Source organism: Pseudomonas sp. TH34 (assembly GCF_016650865.1).
In the GTDB taxonomy this organism is placed as follows: domain Bacteria; phylum Pseudomonadota; class Gammaproteobacteria; order Pseudomonadales; family Pseudomonadaceae; genus Aquipseudomonas; species Aquipseudomonas yamanorum.
The window spans coordinates 129262-142014 of record NZ_JAEKFB010000035.1; the positions used below are offsets into that span (position 1 = coordinate 129262).

Annotated in this window: 9 protein-coding genes; 3 read left to right on the plus strand and 6 right to left on the minus strand. The window is 61.2% G+C overall.

The features are described from left to right. Positions 1 to 220 precede the first annotated feature (220 nt). Positions 221 to 6130 (plus strand): NEL-type E3 ubiquitin ligase domain-containing protein, encoded by a 5910-nt coding sequence (locus tag JFU58_RS29930; protein ID WP_201142994.1) that lies wholly within the window; start codon positions 221 to 223, stop codon positions 6128 to 6130. Between the two features lie 5 nt (positions 6131 to 6135). On the opposite strand, the gene JFU58_RS29935 is transcribed toward JFU58_RS29930, so the two are convergent. Then, a complete protein-coding gene (locus JFU58_RS29935) occupies positions 6136 to 6444 on the minus strand; it encodes a chaperone modulator CbpM (RefSeq protein WP_003217397.1) in 309 nt (102 codons plus the stop codon). 2 nt (positions 6445 to 6446) lie between these two features. After that, positions 6447 to 7394 carry a DnaJ C-terminal domain-containing protein gene (locus JFU58_RS29940; RefSeq protein ID WP_003217399.1) on the minus strand — a complete coding sequence of 316 codons (948 nt, stop codon included), beginning with the start codon at positions 7392 to 7394 and terminating at the stop codon, positions 6447 to 6449. Positions 7395 to 7682: 288 nt separating this feature from the next. Between JFU58_RS29940 and JFU58_RS29945 the strand changes: the two genes are divergently transcribed. Then, positions 7683 to 8951, plus strand: coding sequence for an Hsp70 family protein (locus tag JFU58_RS29945; RefSeq protein ID WP_093202293.1), 1269 nt, complete (start codon positions 7683 to 7685; stop codon positions 8949 to 8951). A gap of 134 nt (positions 8952 to 9085) precedes the next feature. On the opposite strand, the gene JFU58_RS29950 is transcribed toward JFU58_RS29945, so the two are convergent. The 3 genes from JFU58_RS29950 to JFU58_RS29960 form a co-directional block, all read right to left on the minus strand. Then, positions 9086 to 10099 carry an AI-2E family transporter gene (locus JFU58_RS29950; protein WP_003217402.1) on the minus strand — a complete coding sequence of 338 codons (1014 nt, stop codon included), beginning with the start codon at positions 10097 to 10099 and terminating at the stop codon, positions 9086 to 9088. A gap of 186 nt (positions 10100 to 10285) precedes the next feature. Continuing rightward, complete coding sequence (locus JFU58_RS29955) at positions 10286 to 10600, minus strand: PsiF family protein (RefSeq protein ID WP_017478381.1); 315 nt, start codon at positions 10598 to 10600, stop codon at positions 10286 to 10288. Between the two features lie 71 nt (positions 10601 to 10671). Further along, positions 10672 to 11460: an AraC family transcriptional regulator gene (locus JFU58_RS29960; RefSeq protein WP_201142995.1), complete on the minus strand. Its 789-nt coding sequence runs from the start codon at positions 11458 to 11460 to the stop codon at positions 10672 to 10674. A 97-nt stretch (positions 11461 to 11557) separates the two neighbouring features. On the opposite strand from JFU58_RS29960, the gene JFU58_RS29965 reads away from it, so the two are divergent. After that, on the plus strand, positions 11558 to 12454 hold the full coding sequence (locus tag JFU58_RS29965; RefSeq protein ID WP_177025926.1) for a DMT family transporter: 897 nt from the start codon (positions 11558 to 11560) through the stop codon (positions 12452 to 12454). Here JFU58_RS29965 and JFU58_RS29970 read toward each other — a convergent pair. After that, on the minus strand, positions 12447 to 12752 hold the full coding sequence (locus JFU58_RS29970) for a DMT family transporter (protein WP_076018017.1): 306 nt from the start codon (positions 12750 to 12752) through the stop codon (positions 12447 to 12449). The two genes, JFU58_RS29965 and JFU58_RS29970, sit on opposite strands and share 8 nt — an antisense overlap. Position 12753: the final 1 nt, after the last annotated feature.

A 12753-nucleotide genomic window follows, 5' to 3' on the forward strand; every position in this document is an offset into this window, starting at 1 on the left:
GCTATTTGAATGGTTTGAACGCCCCTGCCTGAACCCTCAAAAGGCAGCTCCACGCCCGATGCATACAGAGTGGATTCCAAGGGGTAATTAAGTCGTCAACCCATGCGTAATCCGGGGCCGATGCGGTAACTATTGCGAGTTACCCAACGGGTTTTCGACTTATTAATCCACAGCGGTTTTCAGTAGCCTTTTTCCTTTGCCTATCCAAAGGAATGCCCCCATGCAGGATGCCCCCGCTGTTACTCCCGCCTCATCTTCAGACGACAACAATGAGTTCATTCGCCAGGCTATTCCAGACTGGTTGGTGCAAGCGCCGGCCCACCGGATAGTCGCGCTGAAACAGGCCAGGCTCGAACAGGCGCAGTGGATAGACAGCTTATCGCCGCTGCAGCGAAGAACGTTGAAGGCGTTCAATGAAACCAGTTTCAAATCTCAGCACGCTGTGGATAAACACCTGGCAAATATCCAGGCACTCATGCCGTTCGCCACAGGCCTGCTCAACAGCGCGCTGAAAGAACAATTCAACATCAGCGTGGATGTCGAAGGCACCTATCTTCGTTTGTATGAGCCACTGAAGCTCGGCAAGCTGGGGGTCAAGGCCGGCGAATACAAAGTACTCGAGGTTTCACTGATACAGGCCACCCTGCATAACTTTGAAGCCAGCGAAGGTGAAGACGGCGCATTTGATCCCGCCTCCGGGTTTACCCAACACCCGGACCGGGAGGGTGCGTCTCCCACTATCAGCCAGACGCTGAGAGTGCCCGCCTTTATCAGGTTGTGCCGCACACTGGACGTGGGTGCCCGCTACCAGGCTCACCTCAGGGAAGTATTACTGCCCACCGACGAAGCTGTGGCCGCCCGGTTGCGCGACGCCGTGATCACCAGCCAGAAAGACGCCCTCAGGGCCGCGGCGTACCTGGCGTTGCTCAAGCAGGATATTCGCCCGGATGATTTCGTCATGGTGCTTAAGGTTGTCGACGGCGAACGCAACCCCACGCTGGGTGGCAAGCCCGTGTGGTTCAGTTGCCTGAGCGTAATGGACCGCGCGCTGATGGGGAGCGTGGTGTTTATGCCAGTGGAAAAATACCAATACGCCACTGACTTCATCGTCTATCTCCCCCACGATCCGCAGCACCCGCTCAAGCGCTACGACAACCTGGGGGAGCTGAGAGCCGAACTGAACCGTCAGTGGGTAACGCGCGATAAAGAACCGAGCGAGCCAGGCAGTAACGACCTCCCGGGGCCCACAAGCTACCAACGCTTTTTCAGCCAGTTTCTCGATGAACACGACAAGCCGGCGTTCTTCAACCGGTTTACGCAACCCGCTGCCGGCTCCACCTCCGTAATCGACACAGTGGCGCGCTCGTCGGTGACCCAAACGATGCTGCACATCGCCTTCCCGGTATTGGCAGATACGGTGCTGCCGCAGAAACTTCCCCCACCGAAAACCGGCTGCAGGGTTGTAAGGACGGACGCTCCCGACCTGTACTTGATGGTGGTCTCAAGACGCGGCCTATGGGCAGGCAACGTCGATCTGTGGACCAACCTGTTTGAGCATGGGCGCGACAAGGCCCTCAGTGATGCCCGCAACCAGGCAGTGCCCACCGCCGATGTCGACGCCCGGGTGCGCGCACAAAAAATCGCCCATTGGCTGGAAGGCGGCGCGACCGTGATTGGCCTGGCGCTGGCGTTCGTCCCGGTGGTCGGCGAAATCATGCTGGCCGCCATGGCGGGCCAGTTGCTGTATGAGACCTTCGATGGGGTGATGGAATGGAGCGAAGGTGACCGGGAGGCGGCGAAAGACCACTGGTTCGACGTCGCGCAAAACCTGGCAACCCTGGCCTTGACGGTCGGTGCCGGAAAAGGCCTGATGAAACTGACGGCACCGCCAGCGGTGGTACGGGAGCTCAAACCTATTCAACTGCCAGGCGGCGAGCCGCGTCTGTGGAAGCCGGACCTTACGCCCTATCGCAGTGAAGTCGTGCTGCCCAGGAATGCTGCCGTTGATGACCTGGGGTTGCACAGTCACGGCCAACACCCCCTGCTGCCCCTCGACGATCAACTGTACGCGCTCAAACCCGAGCCCGACGGTGACACCTATCGCATACAACACCCCACACGCTCCGACGCCTATGCCCCGCAGGTGGCGCATAACGGCGCGGGCGCCTGGCTGCATGAAGGCGAAGAGCCGCTGACGTGGGACGGCCCGATGCTGATGCGTCGCCTGGGCTACCGCACCCGAGGCTTGAGCGACGCGCAACTGGAACAGGTGCGCTTGGCGAGTGGCACCACCGCCGATCAACTGCGCCAACTGCATGTAGACCTGCAACTGCCGCCCGCCCTGTTGACCGATTGCCTTGAGCGCTTTCGCCTGCATCAGCGACTTGAGACGTTTATCGAGCAAATGGGCAGCGATGATCCGCTGGATTACGCGCAGGCTGACCCGGCGGTCACCGACCGCGTGGTGGCGCAACAAGGCCTGACCTATCCGGCGGTCCTCGATCCTACCCCTCGTGTGCTGGACGAACAGGCGATGCTCTGGCGCCGGGAAGTTGCCCAGGCCGCCAGGGACTGCCGGGCCTCGCTGTTCGACGCGGATTACCGCGCCCATAATCTGGCCCGCTCGCCCCAGGTACAACAGCTCATGGACCGGTTTTCAGGTCTCCCGGCCGAGGTTGCCGGGCAGTTGCTGGAAACGGCCACGGACGCGGATTTGACCGCGCTGAGTGGACATCAGAAGTTGTCACCTAGGCTCACTGCCCTGGCGCGAGAAAGCCAGCAGCAAGTGCGGATGGCAAGGGCCTATGAAGGGTTGTACCTGGATGCATTGGAGAGCCAGGACAGTCGGCGCCTGGCCTTGCATACGTTGCCCAGCTTGCCGGGATGGGACCCAAACCTGCGAGTAGAAATCCGCTTGGGCAGCGAACAGGGTCCGCTGATTGACGCCGTCGGTCCAGTTGCCGACGCGCCGCCGCTGCAACTGGCGATGGGTGAAGACGGATCGTTCGGCACCACCGACCTGTATGGCGCTGTTCTGTCGCGGCTCGAACAAGGCCAGCGCCGCGCGCTGGGCGACGCGGCACGGGACGCCGGCACTTTGAAGCAGCGGATCCGGCAAGCGCCATTGGCCCGGGATGAGCTACGCTCGGTGCTGCTGGATTACCCGGTGCTGCGCAAACCGTTGGCGGGAAACCAGCGTTTGCCAGGGGGCTCCCCGCTACACAAACTCAATCAACTGCGCAGCACCCATACGCGGGTGCGCAAGCTGTATCCGGGGTTCAACGACGAGCAAGCACACGCCTTCATCGAGACCCTCGGGAGCGATGCCCGCAGTGAATTGACGCGCAGGGAAAACCAGTACGCCACCCTCGACCGCGCGCTCAAGGACTGGGTTAAACGCAGTGCCCGTGAAGAGACGAGCCGGCGTCCATTTGGGGTGGACCCGGGCGGCCGGGAGCGGTCGGCGGCCGATGCGTTGAGGAACTGCTGGCGCCGACAGACCGTGGCCCGTGCCGGGGCCAATAGCGGGCGTCGCCTGGAAATCAGCGCCCAGGTGAACCTGCCCAACGTGAACGCCGACTTTGGCCACGTCGAGGAGTTGGTTCTCGAGCAGGTGAGCTTCACCGAGAGCGCCGGGCAGTTCCTTGGCAACTTCCCCAATCTGAAACGTATGACCCTCAAGCAAGTCGGCGGTATCGGACGCCAGACGCTGACCGAACTGCCCGAAGCAATCACGGCAATGAAGGAGCTGACGCACCTGGACCTGTCCGCCAATGCGATCCGCCTGAGCGAAACCAGCGCCGGCCAACTGGCCGGCCTGAGCCGCCTGGAAGAACTGTCCCTGAACGACAACCCCTTGGGCGCCCTGCCCGATTTCAGCACCCTGCTCCGATTGCGCAAGCTGGAGCTGCGTTACACCCGGATCAACCAGTGGCCCACGGGCCTGCTGGAATTGCCGGAGCTGAGGGAGGTCGACCTGTCCGGCAATCACCTGAGCGCGGTGCCCGACAGCCTGCTCAACCCTGCTCCCGAAAAGATAGAGGCCAGCATCCGTCTCAACCGCATGACCCGCCTGCGTGACAACCCGTTCACCCCGCGAGCCAATCAACAGATGCGTGCGTACATCACTCGCCTTTCACGAACCCGCCCGGGCTGGCGCAACGGCGGCCAGCCTGGCGCATTCGAAGTCCCCTTGAGCCACACCGACGAAATGCTGCGGGCAAGGGAGCTTTTCCCCGGCTTCAGCGAGGATGAAAACGAGCGACTCGTATTGGATGCAGGCGACGGGGCGCCGGCCGAACTGACACGCCTGGAAGGCCAATGGCAAACCTTGAACAGCCAGCTGGACGCCTGGGCCGCACAACGGTTCCTGGTGGCGGCCGACGACGCCAACCTTCGCGTAGGGGATGCCAGTCACCGCCGGCAATTTGCCCGGAACCTCAAGGAGTGCTGGCGGCGCATGACCCCCAAAGCCCTGGCCCGTGATGGTTCTCCCATCGGTTACACGCTTGAAGCACTCGGTTTGAGCGTCGGTGACTTGCCGGCGCTGGAAGCGGATTTCAGCCACGTAGGGTCAATCAAACTGCAGGGCATGCGATCCCTGTACAGTCTGGATGAGTTTCTCGGCCACTTCAGCCACACTCGTTGGCTCGAACTGTCAAACGGCGAGTTGCGTTCAATCCCGCCCAGCGTTGCCCGGATGAACCGGCTCACCCGCCTGGACCTCAGGGGCAACCGGTTGTCTCTGACCGAGGCCGACGTGGATCTGCTGGAGGGGCTCACCTCACTCAAGACGGTCGACCTGAGCCGCAACCCCCTGGCGCGTACCCCCAACTTCGGTACCCTGCCGAACCTGCGCGGGGTGAATTTGAGAAACACCGGGATCACCGAGTGGCCGCAGGGCCTGGGGCCACATCAGGCGTTGGACACCGTTGACCTGACCGAGAACCGTATCACGCAGTTGCCCGAGTCCCGAGTCAACCCGCCGCCCGAGGAGGCCGAGGCAGTCATCCGCGTCAACAACGTCACATTTATCGGCGGTAACCCGCTGACCACAGAAGCCCGCAGGCAGTTGATTGAGTATTGGAACAATGCAACCTTACTCCACCCCGAGGCTGCGGAGCGCCGGCAGGCACACGCGATGCGTTATCGGGCGCCACGGCCCGCGACCGTCGAGGTTCGCGCCCCTCAAGAACAGGTGCTGGACGACACACCGGAGCCGGCATACCAGCACTGGATCGACGGTCTGTCACCCGAGGAAATCGACGTAAGACGCAGCCTGTGGGAGTCGATTGCCGAAAAACCCGGCGCGCAGATCTTCCTCGACATCCTCGATAACCTTAAAGAATCGGCGGAGTACCGCCGCGGCTACACCGACCTGCAATCACGCCTGTGGCAGCTGCTCGACGCGGCACGGGACGATGGCTTGTGTGAAGAGCTGTTCAACCTGGCGGGTGACCCGCGCTGTGGTGATCGGGCGGCCCTGGTGTTCAGTGACATGGAGGTCAAGGTGCTGACGTGGCAAGCCACACAAGGGGCCAGCGATGGCGAGGCGGGACCGGCACTGTACGAGTTGGGCAAGGGCCTCTTTCGCCTGGACGAGGTGGAAAAATCAGCCAGCGGGGAGATTCGAGTTCGAGAAGGCATGATTCGCATGTCGAGCATGACTCCTGAACAAAAAGTCGCCGCCCTGGAAAAACTCGAAGATATTGAAATCCGCCTGGCCTATCGCATGGGCTTGGCACGCCGCCTTGGCCTGCCTGGTCAACCCATCGAGGCCCGCTACCTCGCAACCGGGCAAGTGGCGCCGCAGATACTGGCTAATGTCGCCATCAGAATCGAACGACTGGACAACTCCAAGGCCTTCGTACAATCACTGCTGGGCCGTGAGTTCTGGCAGGCCTTTATCCGCAAGCAGTATGGGGAAGCGTTCAGCGCCCTGAGGGACCACTATGATGTGCGGTTGAATGCGTTATCCGAGGAGCACCTTGCGGGCAGCCTGACTGATGACGAATACACAACCCAGGCTGAAGAAGTGCAACTGCAACTGGCCGTGGCGGAAGCGCAAGAGATTCGGTCGCTGACCCTGCGCGACTGGGTACCATGCAAGGAGCGCTGCAACATCGCCTGACGGACTTACGGCGTTTGCACCAACCGCCCCAGCCGCTGCTTAAGCATCTGGTTCTCGGCCCGCAGTTGCTGGACTTCTTCCAGCAGGTCGAGCGCCAGGGCGACGCCTTCCCATTCCAGCTCCAAGTCCTTTTGCAGCGCCGAGGCACGCTTGGCCAGGGCCAGCTCGTAATCGGTAAAGCGCCAGGACTCGGGACTGGTCCCCACCGGTTCAACGATGCCGTGCTCGACGATTTCGATCACGTAGGCCACCGACAGGTCGGTGGCCTCACAGAATTCTGCCATGTTCACTTGAACCAAACGGGGACTGCTCATCGTTAGCTACTCCATGATTCTCTTGGATCGAAGGCGGCTTTTTGTGCCAGTTCCTGCCACAACGCCTTGACCTCGTCGTCGGTGTTTTTCGGCATCACCGCCTTGAGTTGCACAAACAGGTAACCGCGCTGCCCGGCCTTGTTCAACAAGCCATGGCCCTTGGCGCGCATGCGCTGGCCGTTCTGGCTGCCGGCGGGCACCTTGAGGTTGATCTTGCCGGTGAGGGTCGGCACAGCCACTTCCGTGCCCAACGCCAGCTCCCACGGGGCCAGCGGCAGGGTGATGATCAGGTTCTCACCTTCCACATCGAATTTAGGGTGTGGCGCGAACTTGATGATCAAGTACAGATCACCATTGGCACCACCGCCAATCCCCGGCGCGCCCTGGCCCTTGAGGCGGATGCGCTCGCCGTCGGCCACACCGGCCGGGATCTTCACGTTCAGGCTCTTGGTGGTGTTGCTGACGTGCTGGCCGGCCGCGTTGTATTGCGGCACCTGGAAGTTGACCTGCTTGGACTCGTTGGACAGGGTCTCTTCGAGGAAGACCGGCAGTTCCATTTCCACATCTTGCCCCCGGCGCCCGGCGCTACGGCCTTGGGCACCACCAAAACCATTGCCGCGCGAACCGAAGATCGAGCTGAAGAAGTCCGAAAAGTCGCCGGTGTCCTGGCCACCGCCGCCATAGCCACCACGGCTCTGCCAACCTGGCGGGCCCTGGAACGGCTGGCCATGCTGGCCGTATTTGCGCAGATCGTCGTATTCGGCGCGTTTGTCGGCGCTTTTCAGCGCTTCATAGGCTTCGGACGCGTCCTTGAACTTGGCTTCGGCGTCCTTTTCCTTGCTCACGTCCGGGTGATATTTGCGCGCCAGCTTGCGATAGGCGGCCTTGATCGTCTTGTCGTCGGCAGTCGGCTCGACGCCGAGAATCTTGTAATAGTCTTTGAAGTCCATCGGGAGTATCACCGTCCGTTATCGATATCGCACTGCCAGCGTCACAGCATGCGCCTGTTTGCGGCGTCTGGATTGACCGATCTCAATCTTGTGACCGAAGGGTGCGTCAGAAGTTTATCGGCGCTGCGGGCAGAATCCTGCAGCCACCAACCGTATGGGGAGGATTTGGGGGCAAACACCGGGCTTTCAAGGTAACAAGTCCGTTGTATTTAGCGGATAGTCGGCCTACGCATCTGCACGCGGGTGGCATACACTGCGCGGCCGTTTTTCAACCGGAACCCGATTGACATGAAAAACCCATCCCCAGCCCGTGCCTGCGGTATCGACTTCGGCACGTCCAACTCCACCGTCGGCTGGATTCGTCCCGGCATGGAAACGCTTATCGCGCTGGAGGACGACAAGATCACGCTGCCGTCGGTGGTGTTCTTCAACTTCGAAGAGCGCCGCCCGGTGTACGGTCGCCTGGCCCTGCACGAGTACCTGGAAAACTACGAAGGCCGGCTGATGCGCTCGCTCAAGAGCCTGCTGGGTTCCAAGCTGATCAAGCACGACACCAGCGTATTGGGCACGGCCATGCCGTTCACCGACCTGCTGGCGCTGTTTATCGGCCAACTCAAGAGCCGTGCCGAGACCACCGCCGGGCGTGAGTTCGACGAAGTGGTGCTGGGCCGCCCGGTGTTCTTCGTCGACGACGACCCGATGGCCGACCAGGAAGCCGAAAACACCCTGGTGGACGTAGCCCGCAAGATCGGCTTCAAGGACATCTCATTCCAGTACGAACCGATTGCCGCGGCCTTCGACTACGAGTCCACCATCGAGAAAGAAGAACTGGTGCTGATCGTCGACATCGGCGGTGGTACCTCTGACTTCTCCCTGGTGCGCCTGTCTCCCGAGCGCCGCCAGATCGACAACCGCCACGACGACATCCTCGCCACCGGCGGTGTGCATATCGGCGGTACCGACTTCGACAAGCAACTCTCGCTGGCCGGCATGATGCCGCTGTTCGGCTACGGCAGCCGCATGAAGAGCGGCGCCTACATGCCCACCAGCCACCACATGAACCTGGCGACCTGGCACACCATCAACTCGGTGTACTCGCAGAAATCCAAGCTGGCGCTGGGCAGCATGCGCTACGACATCGAGGACACGGGCGGCATCGACCGGCTGTTCAACCTGATCGAGCAGCGCGCCGGGCACTGGTTGGCGATGGAAGTGGAAGAAACCAAGATCCAGCTGACCCAACAGGACAGCCGCCATGTACTGCTGGACCGGGTCGAACCAGGGTTGAGCGTGGAATTGAGTCGGGCATTGTTCGAGTCGGCCATTGATGGCTTGCTGGAGCGGGTGCGCAACAGCGTGACCCAGTTGCTCAACGATGCCTCGGTGGACGTGGCCCAGGTGGACACGGTGTTCTTTACCGGGGGTTCCAGCGGGATTCCGGCGCTGCGCCACAGCATCTCGGCGATGCTGCCGAATGCGCAGCATGTGGAAGGGAATATCTTTGGCAGTATCGGCAGTGGTCTGGCGATTGAGGCCAGCAAGCGCTACGGCTACTGAGTTTTAGCTGAAACCGTGGCGCGCCCTTCGCGAGCAAGCCCGCTCCCACAGTTGACCGAGTTCCAACTTTGGAATGCAGCCGAATGTGGGAGCGGGCTTGCTCGCGAAGGGGCCAGTCCAGGCAACATCAATGCCTAAACCATCCCCGCCAGCTTCAACTCACTCTTCAAGTACGCATAATAAATCGGCCCCGCCACCACCCCCGGCAGGCCGAAGGCGGCTTCGAACACCAGCATCGCCAACAGCAATTCCCACGACTTGGCACTGATCTGCCCACCGACGATCCGCGCGTTGAGGAAGTACTCGACCTTGTGGATCACAATCAGGTAGCCCAACGCCGCCACCGCCACCCAAATCGACAGCGACAGAGCCACGATGGTGATCAGGGTGTTGGACATCAGGTTGCCGATCACCGGCAACAGGCCCAGCAGGAACGTCAGCACGATCAACGTCTTGGTCAGCGGCAGGTGAATCCCGCACAGCGGCAGCACCACCGCGAGGAAGATCGCGGTGAACGCGGTGTTCAGCGCAGCGATCTTGATCTGGGCGAAGACGATGTTGCGAAAGGCCTGGACCAGCAGGTGCAGGCGGTCGAACAACGCGGCCGCCAGGGGTTTGCGCTTGGTGAGGTCCGGCACCCGCTGCAGGGCGATGATCGCGCCCAACACCATGCCGATGAGCAAGGTCACGAACATGTGCGCGGCGTCTTTGCCCACCAACTGCAATTCGCTGAGGTGTTTGCTCAGCCATTCGCCGATGGCCACGCGGAACTCGGCGGCGCTGGCCGGCAGGTAGGCATCAAGGAACGGCGGCAGTTGGCCGCGGGCACGGTCGACCACGCCCATGAATTTATCGAGGGAAGCCCCCGGGTTTTCCGCTTCGTGCAGCAGGAAGCTGATGGCCCCGGCAAAGATCAGGGTGAGGATGCTGACGATCAAAGTCCCGAGCAACGCCACCGCCAACCAGCGCGCACGCCGGCCTTCGATCAATCGCTGCAACTGCGGGGTGAGCATGTTGACCAGCTCATACACCAGCAGCCCGGCCAGCAGGCTCGGCAGCAACTTCAACGGCAAAACCAGCAGCAGCCCGCCAAAAATCAGCACGCAACTGACCAACAACAACACGTGACGCTGAGAAAACGTTGGCATACAGCCTCAAAACGAACGGCGTTAAAGGATGGGCAGTCTGCCAGCCTTGGGTGAATCAAGCGAGAAGTCTAAACCCGGCCCAATGTGGGAGCTGGCTTGCCTGCGATAGCGGTGGGTCAGTCAACGAAGGCATCGACTGTCAGGTCGCAATCGCAGGCAAGCCAGCTCCCACAGGGTTCTGCATCATTATTTCTTCAGGCAGGTGCTCATAAACGTTTTACGTGCATCGCCGGTCAGCGCCTGGGTTTTCGCCGTGGCGTTGCAGTCTTTCATCTTTTGCTGCTGTGGCGTAAGGGTCTTGGCGTCGTTGGCAGCCGGGGCGGCCTTGAGGCAGGTGCTCATGAATGCCTTGCGATCATCACCGGTTTTGCCACTGGTCTTGGCTTCGGCGTTGCAAGTGGTCATTTTTTGTTGCTGAGCCGTCTGTGCGGCAGTCGCGGCAAAGCCTTGGGAACACAACAGCAAGCCCATCATCAACAGCGGAATACGCAGCATCTTCATGGAGTTTTCTCCCTGTTACCGTGCCGAGGGGCACGGCCTCCCCAGCAGTGTAGTCAAACCCTGTTACACGTTCACCTGCTACGAATATTCGTCCGACGATACTGCTCCGGGGTGCAGCCAGCCTGGCGCTGAAACATCGCGATAAACGCCGAGGCGGTGCTGTAGCCCAGGTCAAAGGCCACTTCCTGGACGCTGCGCGGGCTGTCCAGCGCTTCGATGGACGCGAGGAAACGCAGGCGTTGGCGCCATTCGCCGAAACTCATCCCTAGCTCCCGCACGAATTGCCGGGCCAGGGTGCGCTCACTGACATGCACCTGCTCCGCCCACTGGGCCAGCGCGCGGTTATTCCCGGGATCGGCCTGCATACCCTCCAGCACGCTGAGTAACCCGGGATGGCTGGCGTACGGCAGGAAACAATCGTGCACCGGGGCCTGCCGAAGCTGGTCCACCAGCACCTGGGCCAAGCGCACATCGGCTTCATTCTCGGGAATGTTGACGTCACGCTCGGCGAAATCACTGAGGATCGCCTTGAGGATATCGCTGATGGTCAGGGTGCACGGCTTCGCCGGCAATTGCTCGCACAAGGCGTGCGCCAGATATACCGAGCGGTAGACGATCGCCTGGGCATTGTAGGAACTGTGCTGGGTGTTTGGCGGAATCCACACCGCGTACTGCGGCGGCGACATGAAGCGGCTGCCGGCCACTTCAAAACGCATCACGCCTCGGGCCGAGTAGTCCAGGGAACCCCAGGCATGCTGGTGCGCACTGGCATGGGTGTCGGCCTCGAATTCCGAATAGCGGAAATACACCGGGGACGGCAACTGGTCGAAATCGGGAAGGTTGATGTATTTCTTCGGCATATTGTCTGGATACAAAGGTCGGATGGCTGGATCGAAGTATAGGCTTCGATCCAGACAAAGGATAATCGCCGCTCATAGACGCAACAGGCTCCTTTCGATGCAATACGCTTATCCGTTACTGGCCATTTTTATCTGGGCCGGCAATACCGTGGTCAACAAACTCGCGGTGGGGACGATTTTCCCTGCCGAGATCGGCTTTTATCGCTGGCTGCTGGCGGGCGTGCTGTTTACCCCGTTCATGCTCAAACCCGTCATCGCCAATTGGTCGCTGATTCGCCCCAACCTGGGCAAGATCTTCATCCTCGGCGTGCTGGGCATGGCGGTGTATCAGAGCCTGGCGTATTACGCCGCGAACCTGACCTCGGCCACCAACATGGGCATCATCCTGTCGCTGATGCCGCTGATGGCCCTCACCGCCGCCATCATCAGCCTTGGCCAACGCCTGACCTTCGGCGCCCTGACCGGTGCCGTGCTGTCGTTCGCCGGCGTGGTAGTGGTGGTTTCCGCCGGCAGTCTCAGCGCGCTGCTGCAACACGGGCTGAACATGGGCGATGCGATGATGCTGGTGGCCACCCTGGCCTACGCGGTCTACAGCACCCTGCTGAAAAAATGGCAACTGCGTTTGCCGCCGCTGGTGTTGCTGTATTTGCAGGTGCTGGTGGCAGTGGTGGTGCTGTTTCCACTGTTCCTGCTCTCCGACAAGGCCGGCCTTGGCTGGTCGAATATCCCGCTGGTGCTGTACGCCTGCCTGTTGGCCTCGATGCTCGCGCCGTTGGCGTGGATGCATTCGGTGAAGACCCTCGGCCCGAGCCGCACAACGCTGTTTTTCAATTTGCTGCCGCTGATCACCGCGTTGATTGCCTCAGTGGTGTTGAAGGAGCAACTGGCGATGTACCACCTGGTGGGCGGCTTGCTGACCTTGGGCGGGGTGATTTTGTCGGAGCGCTGGACGACACCGGTTCGCAGCAATGTCGGCGCGCCTGAAGCTACTTGAGCCCCACCACGCCGGCGACGATCAAGCCCACCGACACCAGCTTGATCATCGTCAGGCTCTCCCCCAACAGCGCAAACCCGAGAAACACCGTGCCCAGTGAACCAATGGCGGTCCAGATCGGGTAAGCCACGCTCACCGGCAGTTCACGCATGGCCAGGGTCAGAAAATAGATCCCGCCCACCGCCGCGATGACGGTGATCAGCGATGGCCACAGCCGGGTGAAACCGTCGGCGTACTTCATGCCCATGGCGAACGTCACCTCAAACCCGGCAGCGATCAGCAGGAAGAGCCAGGACACC

Excerpts from the sequence above, each read along its gene's own strand:
- JFU58_RS29930 (WP_201142994.1), top strand. The coding sequence starts at position 221 with ATGCAGGATGCCCCCGCTGTTACTCCCGCCTCATCTTCAGACGACAAC.
- JFU58_RS29935 (WP_003217397.1), bottom strand. The coding sequence starts at position 6,444 with ATGAGCAGTCCCCGTTTGGTTCAAGTGAACATGGCAGAATTCTGTGAG.
- JFU58_RS29940 (WP_003217399.1), bottom strand. The coding sequence starts at position 7,394 with ATGGACTTCAAAGACTATTACAAGATTCTCGGCGTCGAGCCGACTGCC.
- JFU58_RS29945 (WP_093202293.1), top strand. The coding sequence starts at position 7,683 with ATGAAAAACCCATCCCCAGCCCGTGCCTGCGGTATCGACTTCGGCACG.
- JFU58_RS29950 (WP_003217402.1), bottom strand. The coding sequence starts at position 10,099 with ATGCCAACGTTTTCTCAGCGTCACGTGTTGTTGTTGGTCAGTTGCGTG.
- JFU58_RS29955 (WP_017478381.1), bottom strand. The coding sequence starts at position 10,600 with ATGAAGATGCTGCGTATTCCGCTGTTGATGATGGGCTTGCTGTTGTGT.
- JFU58_RS29960 (WP_201142995.1), bottom strand. The coding sequence starts at position 11,460 with ATGCCGAAGAAATACATCAACCTTCCCGATTTCGACCAGTTGCCGTCC.
- JFU58_RS29965 (WP_177025926.1), top strand. The coding sequence starts at position 11,558 with ATGCAATACGCTTATCCGTTACTGGCCATTTTTATCTGGGCCGGCAAT.